Genomic DNA, 19,672 nt, shown 5'->3' with positions numbered 1-19,672 from the left:
CGGAGCTGGGACCGGTCGCGAGGGCGGGTGCCGAGCAGTTGGCGGTGTGCCGGGTCCGTTGTTGGTCGGGTGGGCGAAGTGGCAGTGGGCGGGATGGGGAGTGGTGGGGGGCGAGCGTGGCTCGCCCCCCACGTTGGGGAATCAGGTCAGTTCGGCGCAGGTTTTCGCGTCCGGGTCGGCGGCGGCTTTCGGGGTCCAGCGGACGTTGGCGAAGGAGGCTTGGAAGGCGCCCTCGGTGTAGACGAGGAACGGTGTGTTGACGTTCTCCAGGTCGAGGCCGCCTTGGGCGAAGCAGGAGATCGGGATCTTCACCGTGGACTTCGTGCCGGTCGGGAGGTTGGTGAAGAGGTTGGTCGCGTCGACCTCGGCGAAGCACGGGTACTGGCAGTGGGTGCTGAGGACGGTTCGGGCGGCTGGGGGCTGGTGGACGATGACGTCGAAGACCAGTGCGGCGTTGGCGTTGAGGTAGCCGCGCAGGTCGGCGCCGCCCGCCGGGTCCTGGAGGTAGACCTGGCCGGGGCCCGTGCCGGTCCAACTGGTCTTCATGGCGTCGCCCTGGACGTTGACGTCGGCGGGCACGACGGTGATCGAGCTGTGGGCCGCCTCGCCGTCCGGGCCCAGTTCGGTGCCGCTCCAGTTGTCCGGGGAGCCGATGTAGGCGCGGTAGGGGGCGATGTCGGTGCGGACGTGGAGTTCGAGGTCCTCCGTGGCGGTGCCGCCGCCGCCGTTGCCGGAGCAGCCGAACTCGGGGGAGGTCTCGTCCAGTCGGCCGACGTTGCCGGTTTGCCAGGAGCGCAGGCCGTAGCCCGGCTTGAAGAGGGGGTCGCCGTCGGCGTTGAGGGGCGTCTGGCAGGCGCTGCGCGGCCAGGAGAACGAGAGCTTGCCGGTGAAGCCCGGGTAGGTGTGCTTGCCTCGGACCAGCAGGTCGGCGACGCCGCCGCCTTCGGTGCCGGGCAGCCAGGCCGCGACGAACGCGTCGGAGCGGTTCAGTTCCTTGTTGACGTGCAGCGGGCGGCCGGAGAGGTAGACGGTGACGACCGGGGTGCCCTTGCCGCTGACCTTGTCGAGGACGGCGAGGTCGTTCGGGTAGAGCTTGGCCGCCTCCAGGGAGCGCTTGCCGATGTCGCCGACGCCCTCCGCGTACGGGGTCTCGCCGAGCACCGCGATCACGGCGTCGAAGCCGGCGGGATCGACGTCGCCGGTTTCGCTGAACACGACGTTCTGCTCGCCGAGGGCCTCCTCGAGGCCGCCGAGGACGGTGGTGCCGTTCGGGAAGTCGGCGTTGGTGTTGCCGGTGCCCTGCCAGGTCAGGGTCCAGCCGCCGGTCTGGTTCTGCATGCTGTCGGCGCTCTTGCCGACGACCAGCACCTTGGAGCGCGGGGAGAGGGGGAGGACGCGGTTGTCGTTCTTGAGCAGGACCTGGCTCTTGCGGACCGACTCGCGGGCCAGTTTGCGGGCTTCGAGGGCGTCCGCGGAGCCGGCGTGGTCGCGTTGGGACGGCTTCTCGCCGTCGAGGACGCCGGAGCGGAGCTTGACGCGGAGGATCCGGGTCACGGCGTCGTCGATGCGGGAGAGCGGGATCTGACCGCTCTCGACCTGGGTGACTGTGTTGGCGATGAACGCCTTCCAGTCGTTGGGCACCATGACGACGTCGATGCCCGCGTTGATCGCCCGGGGGCAGGACGAGTTGGTGCAGCCGGTGACCTGGCCGATGCCGTTCCAGTCGGAGACGACCAGGCCGTCGAAGCCCATCTTGCCCTTGAGGATGTCGTTCACCGCGAGCTTGCTGCCGTGCAGCTTGCCCTCGTCGAGGTCGTCGTTGGTCCAGCTGTTGAACGACACCATCACGGTCTGGGCGCCGGCGGCGAGCGCGCCGTAGTAGCCCTGGCCGTGGACGTTGATCATCTCCGCTTCGGAGGCCGGGTTGACGCCCTGGTCCTTGCCGCCGGTCGTGCCGCCGTCGCCGATGAAGTGCTTGGCGGTGGCGAGCACGCCGACCCGGTTGCGGCTGTTGCCCTGCAGGCCCCGGGTGGCTTCGTAGCCGTACGCGCGGGTGATCCGCGGGTCCTCGGAGAAGCCCTCGTAGGTGCGGCCCCAGCGGTCGTCGAGGGGCACGGCCAGGGTCGGCGCGAACGCCCAGTCCTGGCCGGTGGCGCGGATCTGCTCGGCGGTCGCCTTGCCGATGTCCCGGATCAGGCACGGGTCGTGCGCCGCGCCCAGGCCGATGTTGTGCGGGAAGACCGTGGCGCCGTAGACGTTGTTGTTGCCGTGCACGGCGTCGATGCCCCAGATGGCGGGGATGCCCGTGCGACTGGCCTTGGACGCGTCCCAATAGGCGTCGGCGAGGGCGAGCCAGGCTTCGGGCGCGGCGTGCTTGTCGCGGTTCGGCCACGAGCCACCGCCGTTGAGGACCGAGCCGATGCCGTACTCGCGCACCTCGTCGGGGGTGATGGCGCCGATCTCCGGCTGGGTCATTTGGCCGACCTTCTCGGCCAGGGTCATGCCCGCGAGGATGTTCTTGACGCGCCGCTCGTCGGACGGGTTCGACTTGACCCGGCTGTCGACCTTCGGCCACTCCGCCAGGTGCGGGAGGCGCTCCTCGATCCGGGCGCAGCCGTGCTCGGTGCGCGGCTCGCCGATGACCGGCCGGCGTGACGCGTCCGGGGAGGCTGCGGCGGCTCCGGTGATGAGACCGGCGGCGAGCACCGCGGCCAGGGCGGTGCTCAGGTGTCTGCGGGACATCGGCGGTTCCGTTCGTCCGACGGCTCTGTCGCGGCCGATCCTCGTGATCGCGCGGGTCGTGGTCAAGAGGTGCGTGGGAGCGCTTCCTCGCAGGTCGGAGTTACGGTCGTCGGTCGCGTTCCCGGTTCGTGGAAGTGAATTTCCTTCGTGTCACACTGCGTGTCGAGACAGTTACTTGACTCTGGAGTAGGTAAGGGGTCAGACTCTGACGCGCCAAGCAAGGTCCACTGAGGACTCTCCGCCAAGTCCTTGCCACGCCGGGAAGAGCACACCATGTCCCTGAGGTCTCCCCTGTCCCGCCGCGCCCTGGTCTTCGCCGCGGCGGTTGCCCTCACCACCTCCGGAACGGTCGCCGAGGCCGCCGAGAACCCCTACGAACGCGGCCCGGCGCCGACCACCTCGAGCATCGAGGCCACCCGCGGGCCGTTCGCCACCAGCCAGACCGCGGTGTCGTCGGCGAGCGTGCGCGGCTTCGGCGGCGGCACCATCTACTACCCGACCAGCACCGCCGAGGGCACGTTCGGCGCGATCGCGGTCTCGCCCGGTTACACGGCCGGCCAGTCCAGCCTCTCGTGGCTCGGACCGCGCCTGGCCTCGCAGGGCTTCGTCATCTTCATCATCGACACGAACTCCCGGTACGACCAGCCCGCTTCGCGGGGCGACCAGCTGCTGGCCGCGCTGGACTACCTCACGACGAGCAGTTCCGTGCGGGGTCGGATCGACGCCTCGCGACTGGGCGTGATGGGCCACTCGATGGGTGGCGGCGGCGCGCTGGAGGCCACGAAGGACCGACCCGGTCTGCAGGCGTCGATCCCGCTGACGGCGTGGAACACCACCAAGACGTGGTCGACGGTGCAGACGCCCACGTTGATCGTCGGCGCGGAGAACGACTCGGTGGCGTCCGTCTCGTCGCACTCGGAGCCGTTCTACACCAGCCTTCCCTCCACCTTGGACAAGGCGTACCTGGAGCTGGAGGGCGCGAGCCACTACGCGCCGAACAGCTCCAACACGACGATCGCGAAGTACAGCATCGCGTGGCTCAAGCGGTTCGTCGACAACGACACCAGGTACGAGCAGTTCCTGTGCCCCGCGCCCCGTGGCGCGGCCATCTCCGAGTACCGCGACACCTGTCCGCACTCCTGACCGTCCGGTGGGCCGTTCTCGCTGTTCAGCAGCGTGAACGGCCCGTTGGTCGGTCCGCAGGTAAGCGCTTGCCGGCGTGCCGGCGGTGCGCTACCGTCAGGCCTGGGAACGTTCCCAGACGTCCCCGCAACGCACGGCGGCGGCGTTGTCGGGTTCGAGGGGCCGTCGTCAGCTTGGCAGAGGTGTGGGGCGGGAGCGCTCTCCCCCGCACTTCGGGGGTCTCGACGATGAGACCGCCCCGGCTGACGGCGGCCCTTTCGGCGTTCGTCCAGGTCCGCGGAGTGGCAACACCTCCCCGACTGGCGGGCACAAGCAGGACATGACGACCGATGACGACCGCACCCTGTGGTCACAGGCCGCGGCGGGGAACGGGCCGGCCTTCGGCGTGCTGTTCGACCGGCACGCCAAGGCGGTCTACAACCACTGCTTCCGGCTGACCGCGTCGTGGGCGGCGGCCGAGGACCACCTGCAGAACACGTTCCTGGTGGCCTGGCGCAAGCGCGACCGGCTGCGGCTGGAGCACGACTCCGCCCTGCCGTGGTTGTTGGCCGTGGCCACGAACGTGGTGCGCAGCGACCGGCGCACGGTGGCGCGTCGGCTGCGGCTGTTCCGCAAGGCGCCGGTGGAGACCCCGGTGCCCGACCACGCCGACCAGGTGGCCGAGCGGGTCGACGACCAGCGGCGGATGGCGTTGCTGCTGGCCGCCGTCGAGGAACTGCCCCGCAACGAACGCGAAGCGCTCGCGCTGTGCGTGTGGTCCGGCGTGTCGTACGCCGACGCCGCAGGCGTGCTCGGGATCGCCGAGGTCAGCGTCCGGGCCAGGGTCAGCAAGGCGAAGGCCCGGCTGACCCGCAGGCTGGGCGCCGCGCAGGTCGTCGCCGTCCCCGCGCTCACCCTGGAGGACCGATGAACCACGCACTCCCCCCGAACCGGGACGTTCCGCCCCGACGTCGCGCCCAGATCCGCGCGCGCCTGGAGCAGGAGGTGACCGGCGGTCGCCGTGCCGTCCGGTTCGCACCCCTGCTCACGGCCGGTGTCGCGGCGGCGGCCGTCGTCGCCCTGGTCGCGGTCGTGGTGCCGTCGCGGCAGGCCGGCGTGGAGCCCGCGGCGACGTCCGACACGCCCGTCGAGTTGTCGACCACGCCGTCCGCGGCCCCCTCCTCGACGCCGCGGCAGCCGGTGATCCCGGACCTGTCACCGGCGCGGATCGCCGAGATCGCGAAGGGCTGCGCGGAGAGCGCGGGTGTCGACGGCGAGGCCGTGCTGCACCAGTACCTGACCGACGAGGTCGGCACGCTCGCCCTGCTCTACACCGAGCACCACATGCTGAGCTGCACGGTCGACGGCCCCACCATGCCCTACAACTCGGCGATGACCGGCGGCATGGAGGTCGGGTGGCTGCCCGGCGAGCTCGCCGTGGACCAGGCCGCCTCGGCCTCCGGCGGAGACGGCGGCAAGCCCGAGCACGCGGGCGCCCTTGGGTACGACATGGCGGTCGGCCGCGTGACGAGTCGCGTCGCCAAGGTCGTCTACCGGCAGGGCGGCAGGTCGACCGAGGTGCGGCCGGTCAACGGCACGTTCGTGGCCCGCCTGGCTCACCCGTCCGACTGGCAGATCCCCGACGGGTGGGACCAGCAGGCCGTCCTCCAGGCGTACGACGCGCAGGGGACGCTGCTCGGCGACTGGTTGAACGTGTGGGACCGGACCAAGTGCTGGGTGCGCCCGGACGGGATGGTCGTGGCGGGTGCGCGCGACCTCGACCCGGCGACGTGCGCGCCGGCCGTGGAGTGGCGGTAGTCGGGACCGGGGTGTGCCGCGCTACGCCGGCGACACACCCCGGTACGGCAGGGTCTGGCTGTAGACGATGTTCGTGGTCGTGCTGCCGAAGCCGGTCAGGTCGTTGACCACCTGCTCCAGGTGCGGCATGGACGTGGCGGCGACCTTGAGCGTGTAGCAGTCGTCGCCGGTGGTGCGCAGGCACTCCAGGATCTCGGGGCGGTCGGCCAGCAGCGCGTGCAGCGGCTCGTGCCGGTTGCCCGGGTACTTCAGGCGGACGACGGCGAGCACGGCGTAGCCGACCTTGGCCAGGTCGACCTCGGCCCGGTAGCCGGTGATCACGCCGGCGGACTCCAGCCTGCGGACGCGTTCGGTGGTCGCCGAGGCGCTGAGGTTGACCCGGCGGCCCAGCTCGCTGAGCGCGATCCGGCCGTCGCGTTGCAGCTCGGCGAGGATGGACCAGTCGGTCGGATCGAGGTTCCCGGTCACGTGCCGATTTTACCGTGGAATTTGCGGCGGAAGCCGCTCCAGGCCGGGCGAAGTCTCTTCAGGATCGCGGCATTTCGGCATAGCGTTGGCGCCGTGCAGATCGGTGTGAACGTCCCGAACTTCGGGCCGGGCACCTCGCCGGACGTGCTGCGGGACTGGGCGCGGACGGTCGAGGGCCTCGGCTTCGACCTGTTGATGGTGTCCGACCACGTGGCCGTGACGCCGGACGTGGCCGAGCAGTACCCGGCCCCGTTCTACGAGCCGTTCACCGCGCTGGCGTGGCTGGCCGGTGTGACGTCGCGGATCCGGCTCGGCACCACCGTGCTGGTGCTGCCCTACCGGCACCCGTTGCTGGTGGCGCGGATGGCGGCGAACGTGAACGAGCTGTCCGGCGGTCGGTTCGTGCTCGGTGTCGGCGTCGGGTGGGCGCGGCAGGAGTACGAGGCGCTGGGCGTGCGCTTCGCCGAACGCGGCCGGTTGACCGACGAGGGGCTGCGGGTGGTGCGGGAGGCGTGGCGGGACGAGTCGGACTACCGGGCCGGGCGGATCCCGATCTGGGTGGGCGGGCACTCCGACGCGGCGCTGCGGCGGGCCGTTCGACTGGGGGACGCGTGGCACAGCTTGCGCCTCACGCCTGCGGCGTACCGGGAGGCGTTGGCGCGGTTGGAGGTCATCGCGGAGGCCGAGGGGAAACCGTTGCCCGCGTTGACTCCTCGTGTCCTGCTGCACATCACGTCCGACGAGCTGGGGCCGGAGCGGCGGTTGGGTGAGGGGACCGTGGCGCAGGTCTTGGGCGACCTGGCCGAGTTGCGGTCGTCGGGAGCGTCGGCCGTGGTGCTGGACCCGTTCGTCGGGGATCCACAGGAGACCGTCCACCCGGAAGTCGCGTGGCAGGCGTTGGCCACGGTGCGAAAGGAGTTCCGATGAGCTTGCGCAGGGCGATCGAGTTGGCGGCGGAGGCGCGTGCGTCGGGCAACCCGCCGTTCGGGTCGTTGTTGGTGGGGCCGGACGGCGCAGTGTTGAAGGAAGAGCGCAACTCCAGCGTGACGGACGACGACATCACGGCGCACCCGGAGTTGAAGCTGGCCCGGTGGGCGGCGCGGTCGCTCGCGCCGGAGGTGGCGGCCGGGACCACGATGTTCACCAGCTGCCAGCCGTGCGGGATGTGCGTCGGCGCGATCGAGCGGTCGGGGCTGGGGCGGGTGGTGTTCGCGTTGTCGACCGAGCAGCTGAACGCGCTGAAGCCGGGTGGCGGCTTCGCGCCCGTGCCGCAGGAGGGGCCGGCGCTGCTGGAGGAGGCGACCGTTCCGGTGGAGGGCTACTACCGGTAGTGACCGCGTTCTGAACGGTGAATCCGGGTGTTCTGAACGTAGGACTCTCGCGGTCTGGGCGTTGGACTCTCGCGGTTGGGGGTGCTGGTTGGGCCGTTCGGGTGCCCAACTGCGAGGAAACAGCTTCGTGCGCGGATGGGGTTCACAGACGGTGTGCGGTTCGCTACCTTGGGATCTGGGAGCGCTCCCAGCCCTGTACTCGGTCATCCTCAACGTGGAGGACACACTCACATGACCTTCCGACGCGGTACCCGATCGGTGATCGGCGTCTTCAGCTCGGTCCTCGCGGTCCTCGCCGCCAGCGTGGTCACCCTGGTGGGCGCATCAGGCGTCGCGAGCGCGCACGGCTCGGTCACCGACCCGCCGTCGCGCAACTACGGCTGCTACCAGCGCTGGGGCAGCGACCACCTGAACCCGAACATGGGCCAGACGGACCCGATGTGCGCGCAGGCCTGGAAGGCCGACCCGAACGCGATGTGGAACTGGAACGGCCTGTACCGCAACGGCGTCGGCGGCAACCACCAGGGCGCCCTGCCGAACGGTCAGCTGTGCAGCGGTGGCCTGGCCGAGAGCGGCCGGTACCGCGCGCTCGACGCGGTCGGCGCGTGGAACACCGCCACCAAGCCGCGCCAGTTCACCCTCACCATCACGGACCAGGCCCGGCACGGCGCGGACTACCTGCGCATCTACATCACCCGCCAGGGCGTCAACACCGGGTCCACGCCGCTGCGCTGGAGCGACCTGGAGCTGGTCACCTCGACCGGCCGCTACGGCACCACGGGCCTCTACCAGGCCCAGGTGAACGCGGGCAGCCGCACCGGCCGCCACGTGGTGTTCACGATCTGGCAGGCCAGCCACATGGACCAGGCCTACTACCTGTGCAGTGACGTGAACTTCCAGTAGGACCTGCCGGTAACCACCCCGGTGGCACAGCGGGAAGAGCACACGGGTGCGGCCGAACCACGCCGCGCCCGTGTGCTCGACCACGTCAGGCGGTCAGCTCGCGGTAGTGGAGCGAGGCGCGCAGGAGGTCCAGCTCCTCCGACGACGGCTTGCGGAAGACCTTGTGCAGGGCTTCCTCGTCACCGGTGAACCGCGCGGAGGTGCGCCGCACGTCGTAGTCCGCCCGGAGACCGGCGTCGACGGCTCCGACCGAGACCTCGAACGTGAAGGTGTGCAGCCTCCCGTCGAACTCCTCCGCCCCGTCGCCGATGCCCACGGTGAGCGCCAGACCGACCACCGAGTACTTCTCGGCACCGCGCAGGTGCGCGCTGATCGCCGGGCCGGCCAACAGCCCGATCAGGTCGGCGAAGGCCTTGTCCTGCTCGACCTCGCCCCGCGTCTCCGGGGCCATGGCGTCGAGGATCCCCCGCGCGGTCTCGGCGCCGTCGAGTCGACCGCCCAGGTGCTCGACGTCGGCCCCGGCGAGGGCGGGTAGCACGCCGAACGCCGTCTGCCAGGTGTCCGCGTCGTACGGGTCCGACTTCTTGGCCACGTAACGGGCGAGCCCGACCGGGTAGGTCAGCATGGTGTCCGCGAACCGCCGGTACGCCTCGTCCGCGCGCCCGGAGCGGTTGACGAGCAGGGCGAAGGCGGTGCCGTGGTCGTCGCTGCCGGAGAACACCCGGGCCTGCGCACTGCCGACCCGGTCGCGCCGGACCGGAACCGAGGTGGTCACTGCGTGCCTCCCGATGTCGGCGGGGATCACGTCGACGGCACGAAGCCCTCGTCGTCCTCGAAGAAGTCCTGCGAGTTCTCGATGTCGTCGAGAGCGGCTTGCTTCATGAGGTCGTCCCACTTCTTCCTGATGTCCGGTTCGCCCAGCGAGTCGAGGTCCAAGAGGCCGCCGATGCGCTGGTAGGAGCTGTCGATCCCGAAGCTCTCGTAGCTGGCGCACGGCGTGTTGATGATCCGCTTGCTCTCGCTGTAGGTGATGAAGAAGCCGTTCAACCGCGGAATCACCGTCCCGCCCTGGATCGTGATCGAGATCGACTGGATGAACAGGGCGATCGGCGCCTTCTGGTTCTCGATCGACGCCTTGATGTTGGTCTGCATCCCCTGCAGGAACTGCCTGAACGCCATCATCGCCCCGCCGGGTCCCACCGCCAGCGAGATCAGCGCCGAGGCCACGCTCTGCGCCACCTCGACGCCCTTGCCGCTGTGGCGGAAGCGGGAGTCGAGCACCTCGTCGTACGCGAGCAGCGGGTACTTCGTGTAGATCTGCTTCCACGCGTCGACGTTGAAGATGAGGTCAGGGTCGGAGGCCTGCGTGATCCACTTGCGCATCTTGGTCGAGCCGAGGCTGGTCAACTGGATCAGGCGCTTCTTGGCCTCCGCCACCTGCTTCTGCAATTCCGGCGGCACGACCTCGGGCAGGACGATCGCGGAGGCCGCCGAATCGGCTCTGTTGTAAACGCTCTCCTCGGAACCCTCGTCGACGGCGAGACCCGCCGCGGGCAGTTCGTGCGCGAAGAACGCGCTCGCGGCCAGGAATTCGTCGTCGACGATGGACCGACCGATCTTATTCGCCCCGGAATTGACGGTGATGGTCATGATTCGTCCCTCTCCCAATGCGTTTGGAGTGAGCAAGTCATGGCCAGAACATCACGGCGCAGGAATGATCGACAGGGGTCGACCTCGACGGTGAGGCGACTTCACCAGGACGGGTGAGGCGCGGGGCCGGATTGTTGATGCGACCGTCACGAACCACTCGGGAGCGGGTCACCCGACCCTCGATCGGGCGCAGGCCGGTGCGCGGTCGTCAGAGGTCGCGATCCGGCGAGGTTCCGGGTCCGGAGAGGTTCGTGGTCGCCCAGAACGCCTCGCCGTCGCCGGAGACCTCGGCCGCGTCGGCGCGGTGCGGCAGGAACGCCGACTCACCGCCCCGCAACGCGACCTCCTCACCGCCACGGCTGACGACGACGGAACCCTTGGTGCACAACAGGAGCTGCGGGCCGTCGGCGACCAGCACGGCGCCCGCGCGCACGGTGTGCAGGCGGAACTCGGGTTCCGGCGTCCGGTAGGTCCTCAGTGGACCGTCACCCTCGCCGTCGAGCACGGCGGCGGGTCCGCTCTCGTGGTCGGCCAGCGACAGCACGGCGTGCACGTCGACCGGTTTGGTGGTCAGGCCCGCGCGCAGCACGTTGTCGGAGTTCGCCATCAGCTCGACGCCGGTGCCGCGCAGGTGGGCGTGCAGCACGCCCGCGCCCACGTAGACCCCCTGCCCCGGCCGCAGCTTCACCGCGTTGAGCAGCAACGCCGCCACCACGCCCGCGTCCGCCGGGTAGGCCTCGGCCAGTGCCGCGACGTGCGCCAGCGCGGGCACGCGCGCCGTCGCCGTCGCCACCTCCGCGACCAGGGCCGCGTCCGCGGCGTGCAACGCCCAGCGCAGCGCGCCCCACGTGTCGCAGACCGAGAGCTCGGCCCGCATCGGGGCCAGCGACGGCAGGCCGAGCTCGTCCAGCAGCGCCACGGTCTCGGCGGGGCGGCGGAAGCCGGACAGCGTCTCGAACTCGGTCAGCGCCACCAGGACTTCCGGCTTGGGCCGGTCGTCGCGGTAGCCGTGCTCGGCGAACCCGACCACGGCCTGCTCGCGGTTCGGGTGCACCTGCAAGGACAGCGGCGCGTCCACGGCCAGCACCTTGAGCAGGAACGGCAGGCGCGGCCCGAACGCGGCCAGGCTGTCCGGCCCGAGCAGGCCGGCCGGGTTGGCGGCGAGGTAGGCGTCCAGCGGCACGTCGCAGCCGGCCAGCCGGGACGGGTCGTCGGGGTGCGCGCCGATCCACAGCTCGGCCTGCGGCACGGCGCTGGGCGACGGCTCGCCGCGCAGCTCGGCCAGCGCGGTCCGCGAACCCCAGTGGTACTCCCGGACGGTGGTGTCCAACTTGCGCACGGTGCGTCCCTCAGATTCCCACGGGCGCGGACGGGACGCGGTCGTCCGCGAGCAGCGCCGCGGCCCCGATCAGTCCCGAGTCGACGCCCAACGTCGCCGGGCACACGTCGACCCGGCGCATGAACTCCAGCCCCGCGTAGTCCGCGAGCGGCTGCGTGATGGCGGGTTCGAGCAGGTCCCAGGCCTGCGCGACACCACCGCCGATGACCACGCGGTCGACCTCGCACAACGCGGAGGCGACCGTGATCACCCGGGCGACCGCCGCGCCGGAACGGCGGAACGCCGCCTGCGCGGTCGGGTCGCCCGCCCTTGCCGACGCGGCGAGCGCGACGCCGTCCGCCGTGCCGCCGAGCGGCTGCCAGCCCTGCGCCAACGCCCAGCGCACCATCGACGGGCCGCTGGCGAAGGCCTCGGAGCAGCCGTTCGCGCCGCAGCCGCACCGGGGGCCGGCCGGGTCGACCACGAAGTGACCGACGTGGCCCGCGTTGCCGGTGGCGCCGAAGTGCGGCTTGCCGGCGAAGACGAACCCGCCGCCGATGCCGGTCGACACGACCATGCCGAGCAGGCACTCGCTGCCGCGGCCGTTGCCGTGGTGGTACTCGGCCAGCGCCATGCACAGCGCGTCGCCGCCGAGCCGGACCGGCAGGCCGGGCAGCAGCTCGCCGACGCGGGCGGTGATCGGGAAGTCGCGCCAGCCCGCGATGTTGACCGGGCTGATCGTGCCGGTGCGCAGGTCCATCGGCGCGGCCGAGGCGATGCCCGCGCCGAGCACGGCGCGGTCCGCGGCGGCGCCCAGGAGCTCGTCGAGAACTCCCGCGAGGCCGCCCCAGACCGCTTCCGCGTCACCCGCGGGCGTCGCCGCGGTGCGGCGGGCCAGGACGGTGCCGTCCGACTCGACCAACGCCGCGGCGAGCTTGGTGCCGCCGATGTCGATGGCGACCGCGACCGGGTCGAGTGCTTGCCCCATGCGACTTAGTTAAGCGGTTAAGCAAAGTTTCGTCAAGAGGCGTTGCCAGCAGCACTGAAGCGGTTCACCTCACGCCGCTCGCGACGTCACAGGTGCCGTTCGATCTCGGCCAGCTCGTCGGCCTCGAACGCCAGGTTCGCCGTCGCGGCCACGTTGTCCTCCAGCTGCTTCACGCTGGAGGCGCCGATCAGCGCGGACGTCACGTTGCGCAGCACCCACGCGATCGCCAGCTGCGCCAGCGTCTGCCCGCGCCCCTTGGCGATCTCGTTCAGCGCGCGCACCTTCGCCAGCGTCGCGTCGTCCAGGTTGGACTCCGAGAGGAACGGCGAGGCGCTCGCCGCGCGCGAACCCTCCGGCACGCCGTCGAGGTAGCGGTCCGTCAGCACGCCCTGCGCCAGCGGCGAGAACGCGATGCTGCCCGCGCCGACCTCGGCCAGCACGTCCAGCAGGCCGTCCTCGACCCACCGGTTGAACATCGAGTACGACGGCTGGTGGATCAGCAGCGGCGTGCCCAGCTCGCGCAGCACCCGGGCCGCTTCCGCGGTCTGCTCGGCCGAGTAGTTCGAGATGCCGGCGTACAGCGCCTTGCCCGAGCGCACGACGTGGTCCAGCGCGCCCATCGTCTCCTCGATGGGGGTGTCCGGGTCGGGCCGGTGGTGGTAGAAGATGTCGACGTGGTCGAGGCCCATCCGGGCCAGTGACCGGTCCAGCGAGCTGACCAGGTACTTGCGGGAGCCCCACTCGCCGTACGGGCCGGCGAACATGTGGTAGCCGGCCTTGGTGGACACCAGGATCTCGTCCCGGTACGGCCGGAAGTCCGTCGCGAACAGCCGGCCGAAGTTCTCCTCGGCGCTGCCGGGCGGCGGCCCGTAGTTGTTGGCCAGGTCGAAGTGCGTCACGCCGAGGTCGAACGCGCGGCGCAGGATGGCCCGCTGGCCGTCGAGGTCCTTGTCGTGCCCGAAGTTGTGCCACAGGCCGAGCGACACGGCGGGCAGCTTGAGCCCGCTGCGGCCGGACCGGCGGTAGGGCATGGCGTCGTACCGCGACTCGGCGGCGTGGTGAGTCATGTGGATCCTTCTATCGGGTGCTCTCCCGCGCGATGAGCGTGGGCTTGGGCGACCAGCGCTCGGTGACCTCGACGCCTTCGATCAGCTCCAGCACCGACTCGGCGACCGTGACGCCGAACTGGTGCACGTCCACGCTCATCGTGGTCAGGGCGGGTGACGCGAGCCGGCACAGCGACGAGTCGTCCCACGCAACCAGGCTGAGCCGGTCGGGCACGGCGACACCGAGTTCCTTGGCGACGTTGAGGCCCGCGACGGCCATCACGTCGTTGTCGTAGAGGATCGCGGTGGGCGGCTCGGAGGAGTTGAGCAGCGCGGTGGTGAGCTTCGCCCCCGACTCCTCCGAGTAGTCGCCCTCCAGCACGACGGGCTCGATGCCCGCCTCCGCGCAGCCCTGGAGCAACGCGGCGGTGCGCGCCCTGGTGTGCAGCAGCGTGTCCGGGCCGCTGACCCGGGCGATGCGCCGGTGCCCGAGGTCGAGCAGGTACGCCAACGCCTCCCGCACGGGGCCCGCGTCGTCGGTGCGCACCGCGGGCACGGCCAGCTCGTCCGGCTCGCCCACGTACAGCGCGGGCAGGCCCATCTCGCGCAGCACCGCCGGCCGGTGGTCGTCCACCGTGCGGTTGACGACCACGACCGCGTCGACCAGGCCGCCCGCCGCCCACCTGCGGTAGGCGGCGATCTCGGCGTCCTCGGCGCCCACGACGTGCAGCAGCACGGACCGGTCGCCCTCGGCGAGCCGTTCCTCGATGCCCGCGATGAACTCCATGAAGAACGGCTCGGCGCCCAGCAGCCGCGCGGGGCGGGCCAGGACGAGGCCGACGGCGCCGGTCGAGCCGGTCGTCATGTCCGCACCGCGCACAGGTCGTTGGCCGATCGCAGCACCAGCGGACCGGTCAGCGCGGACGGGTCGGCCAGCTCGGCCGCGGTCCGGACCAGGAACGAGTGCGTGCCGCCGGCCGGCAGGGTGACCAGGGTGTCGTCCACGACGGCGTCCTCGGCGACCCGGTCGGCCAGCACGGCGATGTCGCGGGCGAAGGAGGACGCGGTGACGTCCACCCGGTAACCGCCGTCCACCCGCCGCACCTCGGCGGTCAGCGGCGCGGGGTCGTAGGCCAGCTCCAGGTCCTCGCGGAACAGGTGCGCGGTGCGCGCTTCGGCCGTGCTCACCACCAGCACCTCCCCCTTCGGGTCGCCCGGCGTGCGGAGTTCGGCCGCCAGGTCGAGCCGCGCCACCGACCTGGCCGGCACGTCGAGCGGGAGTTTAGCCGCCGCGAGCACCTCGCCCGTGAACGTCTGGCGCTCCAGCGCGACGTCGCCGGCCCAGACCTCGTCGGTGTCGTTGACCGCGATGAGCACGTCCGCGCCGTCACGCGGCTGGACGGTCAGCAGGCGTGGCGCGAAGGCGTGCTTGAGCGCGTAGTACAGCGGCTTGGGCCGCTGCTCGCCGTCGATCGCGGCCCACGACGTGACCGGCCAGCAGTCGTTGAGCTGCCACACCAGCGCGCCCGCCGTGCGGGGCCAGTGCGAGCGGAAGTGCTCGACGCCGAACGCGACCGCGCGGGCCTGGTTGAGCTGGGTCGCCCAGTGCCAGTCCCCGAACTCCGCCGGCGCGGGCAGGTGCGGCGCGAGGCCGCGGTCGAGCTTGCCGTTGCCGTCCTCGGCCTTCTGGTGCAGCAGGAACGCGGGCGAGGTCGGCGTCATCGGCTCGTCGTGCACCCACTCGGTGAGCGTCGCCCAGGTCGGCGGGCCCTGGAAGCCGAACTCCGAGCAGAACCGCGGGGTGTGGTCGCGGTAGTGGGTGTAGTCGACCCGGTTCCAGACCTCCCACTCGTGGCGGGTGCCGTGGGTGTCCTCGTTCGGGTGCAGCTCGCCGGGGCTGTACGGGCTGCCCGGCGAGTAGTGCCGGGTCGGGTCGAGCTCGGCGACGATCTTCGGCAGCAGGTCGGTGTAGAAGCCGAGGCCCCAGGTGCGGCCCTGCAACTGCTCTTCCCAGCCCCAGTCGGCGAAGCCCCAGAGGTTCTCGTTGTTGCCGTTCCACAGCGCCAGGGAGGCGTGCGAGGTCAGCCGGGCGACGTTCTCGCGCGCCTCGGCCTCGACCTCCTCCCACAGCGGCGATTCCTCGGCGTACGCGGCGCAGGCGAACAGGAAGTCCTGCCACACCAGCACGCCGCGCTCGTCGCAGACGTCGTAGAAGTCCTCGGTCTCGTAGATGCCGCCGCCCCAGATGCGGAGCATGTTCATGTTGGCGTCGACGGCCTGGTCGACCCGGTGGGCCAGCCGCTCGCGGGTGACGCGGGTGAGGAAGTGGTCGTCCGGGATCCAGTTGGCGCCCTTGGCGAACACCGGCTTGCCGTTGACGACGAACGTGAACGGCGTGCCGACCTCGTCGGGCGTCGTGTCGACGGTGATGGTGCGGAAACCGATGCGGCGGTCGGCGCGGTCGACGTCCTCGCCGCCGGCCTGGAGGATGACGGTCAAGTCGTAGAGGGGGTGATCGCCGTAGCCCACGGGCCACCACAGGGCGACGTCCGGCACCTCGACGGTCACCACGGCGGCGTCGCCCTCGACCCGGACGCGCTGCTCGACGCCGGCCACGGTCGCGATCGCGGTGAGGTCGCCGTCTCGGGCGCGGTCGACCTCGACGTGCACCTCGACGCGGCCCGTGCCGTCGGCGTCCACCGTGACGAGCGGGCGCACCTGCGCCAGGCGCGCCTCGGTCCAGCGCTCCAGCCGCACCGGCTTCCAGATGCCCGCGGTCTGCAGGTCGGGGCCCCAGTCCCAGCCGAACGAGCAGGCCATCTTGCGCAAGGCGTTCATCGGGTGCGGGTAGGCGCGGTCGCGCCGGCCCAGCTCCTCCTCCTGCTGCTCGGCGTAGGCCAAGGCGGAGTGGAAGGTGACGACGAGGTCGTTCGCGCCGTCCTTGAGGTGCTCGCGAACGTCGAAGCGGTACGAGCGGAACATGTTCGCCGTGTGGCCGAGGACGTGGCCGTTGAGCTCGACCGTGGTGACGGTGTCGAGGCCGTCGAACGCGAGCTCGACCTTCTCGCCGGGCCGCGCGGCCTCGGCATCGAAGGTCAGGGCGTAGCGCCAGTCGGCGCGGTGCATCCAGGCCAGCTCGGCCTCGTTGGTGTCCAGGTAGGGCTCGGGGATCAGGCCCGCAGCGAGGAGGTCGAGGTGCGTGCTGCCGGGCACGGCGGCGGGTACCAGGCGATCGGCGACGACCGCCGGGATCGGCCCGCCCACCGCGCTCAGGCGCCACCCGTCGTGCAAGGTCGTGCGAATCATCGTTCCTCTTTTCGCGGCGGCGGTGGGTTCCTGCCGTGTGACATCCAAGGTATGGCGATTCTTACGCCAGCAACTAAAGTAAGTCAACGAGGTTCACCACCAGAGAGGAAGACCACAAGTGGCAGACGTGACGCACCTGCGGGCAGCGGGTGTGAGCCTGGTGCTCGACTTCTCCGGAAGCACCCTCCCCCGGGTCCGCTACTGGGGCGCCGACCTGGGAGAACTCACCTCGGCGGAGCTGAGCGCGGTACTCGTTGCGCACACTCCGCACCCCATCGGCTTCTCGGTCGACGGCGCGGTGGACGTGGCCGTGCTGCCCGAGCAGTCGGCGGGTTGGCTGGGCACGCCGGGAATCGTCGGCAACCGGGGCGGGCGGGACTTCTCGACCGCGTTCCGCGTGGTGTCGGTGAACGGTCCCGTGGTCGCCGCGGTGGACGAGGTCGCCGGGCTCGGGCTGGAACTGGTCGTCGAGCTGACCCCGTCCGGGCTGGTGCGGCAACGAGCCGTGCTGACCAACACCGGGTCGTCGGACTTCGCCGTGGACGCGGTGAACCTGACCCTGCCCGCGCCGCCGCAGGCGGTCGAGCTCCTGGACTTCACCGGGCGCTGGACGCGGGAGCGCAGCCCGCAGCGCACGCCGTGGAACCACGGCCTGCACGTGCGCGAGAACCGGACCGGTCGGACGGGCTTCGACTCGGCGTACCTGCTCGCCGCGGGCACCGCCGGGTTCGGCAACCGCTCGGGCGAGATCTGGGCCGTGCACACCGCCTGGTCGGGCAACCACCGGACGTTCGCCGAGAAGACGTACCACTCCGTGTCCCTGCTCGGGTCGGGTGAGCTGCTGCTGTCCGGCGAGGTCGTCCTGGGACCCGGCGAGTCGTACACGTCGCCGTGGCAGTACGCGTCGTACGGGCGGGGGCTGGACGAGGTGTCGGCGCGGTTCCACCGGCACCTGCGCTCGCGCGCGTCGCACCCGTCCTCGCCCCGGCCGGTCGTGGTGAACACGTGGGAGGCCGTGTACTTCGACCACGACCTGGGCCGGCTGAAGGCGTTGGCGGACGCCGCCGCGTCGGTCGGGGCGGAGCGGTTCGTGCTGGACGACGGCTGGTTCGGGTCGCGGCGGGACGACCGGCGCGGCCTCGGCGACTGGTACGTGTCGGACGAGGCGTGGCCGGACGGGCTCGGGCCGCTGACCGACCACGTGACCGGGCTGGGCATGCAGTTCGGCATCTGGGTCGAGCCGGAGATGGTCAACCCCGACTCGGAGCTGGCGCGGGCGCACCCGGACTGGATCATGGCGGCGGGTGACCGGCTGCCCGGCACGGCACGGCACCAGCAGGTGCTCGACCTGGCCCGGCCGGAGGCGTTCGCGCACATCCTGGAGCGGCTGGACGCGTTGCTGTCCGAGTACCCGGTGTCGTACCTGAAGTGGGACCACAACCGGGACCTGGTGGACGCCGGGCACCGGCCCACCGGGCGGGCGGGGGTGCACGGCCAGACGTCGGCCGTCTACCGGCTGCTGGACGAGCTGCGGCGGCGCCACCCCGGGGTGGAGATCGAGTCGTGCTCGTCCGGTGGCGGGCGGGTGGACCTGGAGATCCTGGAGCGCACGGACCGGGTGTGGGTGTCGGACTGCATCGACGCGCTGGAGCGGCAGTCGATGCAGCGGTGGACGAACGCGCTGATCCCGTTGGAGCTCATGGGCACGCACGTGGGTTCGGGGACGTCGCACACGACGCACCGGCAGCACCCGATCGACTTCCGGGCGGGGACGGCGCTGTTCGGGCACTTCGGCATCGAGTGGGACCTGACGGCGGCGTCGGAGTCGGACCTGGAGCGGCTGCGGTCGTGGGTGGCTCTGTACAAGGAGCTGCGGCCGTTGCTGCACTCCGGCGTGTCGGTGCACGGCGACCACCCGGATCCCGCGATCGAGGTGCACGGGGTGGTGGCGGAGGACGGGTCCGACGCGGTGTTCGCGATCGTCGCGCTGGCCACGTCCCAGCTCTACCCGCCGGGCGCGGTGCGGCTGCCGGGCCTGTCGGCCGACCGTTCGTACCACGTGCGCCCGTTGGCGCCCGGTGACGTGCCGGACGGCAACGCCGACAACTGGGGCGTGCGCCTGCCGTGGTGGCAGGACGGCGTGACGCTGCCGGGCCGGGTGCTGGAGACGGCGGGCGTGCAGGCTCCCGTGCAGCACCCGGAGCGGTTGGTGCTGGTGCGCGCCACGGCGGTCTAGCGGCGCGTTCCGCGCGACGGCCGTCCGCCTCCGGGTGGGCGGCCGTCGTGGCCGACGGCTCGTGGGAGACAGCTCTGGTAGCGCTCCCAGAGCGTGCGCTACGGTCGGCGCACCGAAGTGTCGGTCCCGGTCGCGAGCGTCACCGGGGTGAGGACCGACCGGAACGCCGGCGGCGCGCCCTCCCGCCCTGACCGACCGGGGAACGACCCAGTGAACCCTCGCACCACGCTGGCCGCCGTCGCGGTCCTGCTCTCGGCCGTCGCCTGCGGTGGGCCCGCCGAGAGCCCGTCCGGCCCGACCTCCGACGGCTCGTCGCAACCGGCCACCGCGCCCGCGGTCGGGCCGTCGCGGGGCGGCCCGCTGGACGGCGCCGACCCCTGCGACCTGCTTACCAAGGCCGAGGCCGAGCAGATCACCGGCGCGCAGACCGCCGAGCCGGTGGTGGAGCAGCTCGGTTCGGCGCGGGTGTGCAACTTCTCGCCGCGGCAGGCCCGGCTCGGCGTCGGCATCCGGACCACGTCCGGGCTGGACCAGGTCCAGTCGAACGGCAACGTGGTGCAGGAGCTGGTGATCGGCCGCCACCAGGCCAAGCAGGCCGTGGGCGCGACCGGCAGCTGCGGGGTCTTCATCGGCGTCACGGCGTCGTCCCGGGTCGACGTGGTGCTGAACTCGGGCAGCCCGGCCGAGGACCCGTGCCCGTCGGCGATGCGGGTCGCCGAACTGGTCGAGCCCAGGCTGCCCTGA

At 71.5% G+C, this 19,672-nt stretch carries 17 protein-coding genes; 8 read left to right on the top strand and 9 right to left on the bottom strand.

The window, feature by feature from the left end; genetic code table 11:
• Nucleotides 1–141: 141 nt before the first annotated feature.
• Nucleotides 142–2,742: a glycoside hydrolase family 3 protein gene (locus AB0H12_RS36260; protein WP_499629024.1), complete on the bottom strand. Its 2,601-nt coding sequence runs from the start codon at nucleotides 2,740–2,742 to the stop codon at nucleotides 142–144.
• Nucleotides 2,743–3,015: 273 nt separating this feature from the next.
• Here AB0H12_RS36260 and bdeA point away from each other — a divergent pair, with 273 nt between their 5' ends.
• The 3 genes from bdeA (at nucleotide 3,016) to AB0H12_RS36245 (ending at nucleotide 5,682) form a co-directional block, all read left to right on the top strand.
• On the top strand, nucleotides 3,016–3,885 hold the full coding sequence (bdeA, locus tag AB0H12_RS36255) for a bis(hydroxyethyl) terephthalate hydrolase (RefSeq protein WP_499629022.1): 870 nt from the start codon (nucleotides 3,016–3,018) through the stop codon (nucleotides 3,883–3,885).
• A gap of 319 nt (nucleotides 3,886–4,204) precedes the next feature.
• A complete protein-coding gene (locus tag AB0H12_RS36250; protein ID WP_499629020.1) occupies nucleotides 4,205–4,795 on the top strand; it encodes an RNA polymerase sigma factor in 591 nt (196 codons plus the stop codon).
• Complete coding sequence (locus tag AB0H12_RS36245; protein WP_499629018.1) at nucleotides 4,792–5,682, top strand: hypothetical protein; 891 nt, start codon at nucleotides 4,792–4,794, stop codon at nucleotides 5,680–5,682. The genes AB0H12_RS36250 and AB0H12_RS36245 overlap by 4 nt, the downstream gene beginning before the upstream one ends.
• 21 nt (nucleotides 5,683–5,703) lie before the next feature.
• On the opposite strand, the gene AB0H12_RS36240 is transcribed toward AB0H12_RS36245, so the two are convergent.
• On the bottom strand, nucleotides 5,704–6,150 hold the full coding sequence (locus AB0H12_RS36240) for an Lrp/AsnC family transcriptional regulator (protein ID WP_499629016.1): 447 nt from the start codon (nucleotides 6,148–6,150) through the stop codon (nucleotides 5,704–5,706).
• A gap of 93 nt (nucleotides 6,151–6,243) precedes the next feature.
• On the opposite strand from AB0H12_RS36240, the gene AB0H12_RS36235 reads away from it, so the two are divergent.
• From AB0H12_RS36235 to AB0H12_RS36225, 3 genes are all read left to right on the top strand, one after another.
• Nucleotides 6,244–7,077: an LLM class flavin-dependent oxidoreductase gene (locus tag AB0H12_RS36235; protein WP_499629014.1), complete on the top strand. Its 834-nt coding sequence runs from the start codon at nucleotides 6,244–6,246 to the stop codon at nucleotides 7,075–7,077.
• The gene (locus AB0H12_RS36230) at nucleotides 7,074–7,481 is read left to right on the top strand and encodes a nucleoside deaminase (RefSeq protein ID WP_230571930.1); all 408 of its coding nucleotides are present in this window, start codon (nucleotides 7,074–7,076) and stop codon (nucleotides 7,479–7,481) included. The genes AB0H12_RS36235 and AB0H12_RS36230 overlap by 4 nt, the downstream gene beginning before the upstream one ends.
• A 231-nt stretch (nucleotides 7,482–7,712) precedes the next feature.
• The gene (locus AB0H12_RS36225; protein ID WP_499629012.1) at nucleotides 7,713–8,384 is read left to right on the top strand and encodes a lytic polysaccharide monooxygenase auxiliary activity family 9 protein; all 672 of its coding nucleotides are present in this window, start codon (nucleotides 7,713–7,715) and stop codon (nucleotides 8,382–8,384) included.
• An 85-nt stretch (nucleotides 8,385–8,469) separates the two neighbouring features.
• Here AB0H12_RS36225 and AB0H12_RS36220 read toward each other — a convergent pair whose 3' ends face one another.
• The 7 genes from AB0H12_RS36220 to AB0H12_RS36190 form a co-directional block, all read right to left on the bottom strand.
• Nucleotides 8,470–9,159: a hypothetical protein gene (locus AB0H12_RS36220; protein WP_499629010.1), complete on the bottom strand. Its 690-nt coding sequence runs from the start codon at nucleotides 9,157–9,159 to the stop codon at nucleotides 8,470–8,472.
• Between the two features lie 26 nt (nucleotides 9,160–9,185).
• Nucleotides 9,186–10,034, bottom strand: coding sequence for an Evf family palmitoylated virulence factor (locus tag AB0H12_RS36215; RefSeq protein WP_499629008.1), 849 nt, complete (start codon nucleotides 10,032–10,034; stop codon nucleotides 9,186–9,188).
• 208 nt (nucleotides 10,035–10,242) lie between these two features.
• Entirely contained in the window at nucleotides 10,243–11,373 is a 1,131-nt protein-coding gene (manA, locus tag AB0H12_RS36210) for a mannose-6-phosphate isomerase, class I (RefSeq protein WP_499629006.1), read from the bottom strand.
• Between the two features lie 10 nt (nucleotides 11,374–11,383).
• Nucleotides 11,384–12,340 (bottom strand): ROK family protein, encoded by a 957-nt coding sequence (locus AB0H12_RS36205; RefSeq protein WP_499629004.1) that lies wholly within the window; start codon nucleotides 12,338–12,340, stop codon nucleotides 11,384–11,386.
• A gap of 86 nt (nucleotides 12,341–12,426) precedes the next feature.
• Nucleotides 12,427–13,407, bottom strand: a complete 981-nt coding sequence (gene mgrA / locus AB0H12_RS36200; protein ID WP_499629002.1) for an L-glyceraldehyde 3-phosphate reductase — start codon at nucleotides 13,405–13,407, stop codon at nucleotides 12,427–12,429.
• Between the two features lie 10 nt (nucleotides 13,408–13,417).
• Nucleotides 13,418–14,251 (bottom strand): LacI family DNA-binding transcriptional regulator, encoded by an 834-nt coding sequence (locus AB0H12_RS36195; RefSeq protein WP_499628999.1) that lies wholly within the window; start codon nucleotides 14,249–14,251, stop codon nucleotides 13,418–13,420.
• Nucleotides 14,248–16,692, bottom strand: a complete 2,445-nt coding sequence (locus tag AB0H12_RS36190; protein WP_499628997.1) for a glycoside hydrolase family 2 protein — start codon at nucleotides 16,690–16,692, stop codon at nucleotides 14,248–14,250. The genes AB0H12_RS36195 and AB0H12_RS36190 overlap by 4 nt, the downstream gene beginning before the upstream one ends.
• A gap of 118 nt (nucleotides 16,693–16,810) precedes the next feature.
• On the opposite strand from AB0H12_RS36190, the gene AB0H12_RS36185 reads away from it, so the two are divergent.
• Both AB0H12_RS36185 and AB0H12_RS36180 read left to right on the top strand, forming a co-directional pair.
• Nucleotides 16,811–18,928, top strand: a complete 2,118-nt coding sequence (locus tag AB0H12_RS36185; RefSeq protein WP_499628995.1) for an alpha-galactosidase — start codon at nucleotides 16,811–16,813, stop codon at nucleotides 18,926–18,928.
• Nucleotides 18,929–19,138: 210 nt separating this feature from the next.
• Entirely contained in the window at nucleotides 19,139–19,672 is a 534-nt protein-coding gene (locus AB0H12_RS36180; RefSeq protein ID WP_499628993.1) for a DUF3558 domain-containing protein, read from the top strand.

The organism is Actinosynnema sp. NPDC023794 (assembly GCF_040639675.1).
Taxonomy (GTDB): domain Bacteria; phylum Actinomycetota; class Actinomycetes; order Mycobacteriales; family Pseudonocardiaceae; genus Actinosynnema; species Actinosynnema luteola.
Note: the sequence above shows the minus strand (reverse complement) of the source record. Positions and strands in the feature narration are given on the sequence as shown.

What these genes read in the sequence shown, in the direction of transcription:
- AB0H12_RS36260 (WP_499629024.1), bottom strand. Translation starts at nt 2,742, where the DNA reads ATGTCCCGCAGACACCTGAGCACCGCCCTGGCCGCGGTGCTCGCCGCC.
- bdeA (WP_499629022.1), top strand. Translation starts at nt 3,016, where the DNA reads ATGTCCCTGAGGTCTCCCCTGTCCCGCCGCGCCCTGGTCTTCGCCGCG.
- AB0H12_RS36250 (WP_499629020.1), top strand. Translation starts at nt 4,205, where the DNA reads ATGACGACCGATGACGACCGCACCCTGTGGTCACAGGCCGCGGCGGGG.
- AB0H12_RS36245 (WP_499629018.1), top strand. Translation starts at nt 4,792, where the DNA reads ATGAACCACGCACTCCCCCCGAACCGGGACGTTCCGCCCCGACGTCGC.
- AB0H12_RS36230 (WP_230571930.1), top strand. Translation starts at nt 7,074, where the DNA reads ATGAGCTTGCGCAGGGCGATCGAGTTGGCGGCGGAGGCGCGTGCGTCG.
- AB0H12_RS36225 (WP_499629012.1), top strand. Translation starts at nt 7,713, where the DNA reads ATGACCTTCCGACGCGGTACCCGATCGGTGATCGGCGTCTTCAGCTCG.
- AB0H12_RS36215 (WP_499629008.1), bottom strand. Translation starts at nt 10,034, where the DNA reads ATGACCATCACCGTCAATTCCGGGGCGAATAAGATCGGTCGGTCCATC.
- AB0H12_RS36205 (WP_499629004.1), bottom strand. Translation starts at nt 12,340, where the DNA reads ATGGGGCAAGCACTCGACCCGGTCGCGGTCGCCATCGACATCGGCGGC.
- mgrA (WP_499629002.1), bottom strand. Translation starts at nt 13,407, where the DNA reads ATGACTCACCACGCCGCCGAGTCGCGGTACGACGCCATGCCCTACCGC.
- AB0H12_RS36195 (WP_499628999.1), bottom strand. Translation starts at nt 14,251, where the DNA reads ATGACGACCGGCTCGACCGGCGCCGTCGGCCTCGTCCTGGCCCGCCCC.
- AB0H12_RS36190 (WP_499628997.1), bottom strand. Translation starts at nt 16,692, where the DNA reads ATGATTCGCACGACCTTGCACGACGGGTGGCGCCTGAGCGCGGTGGGC.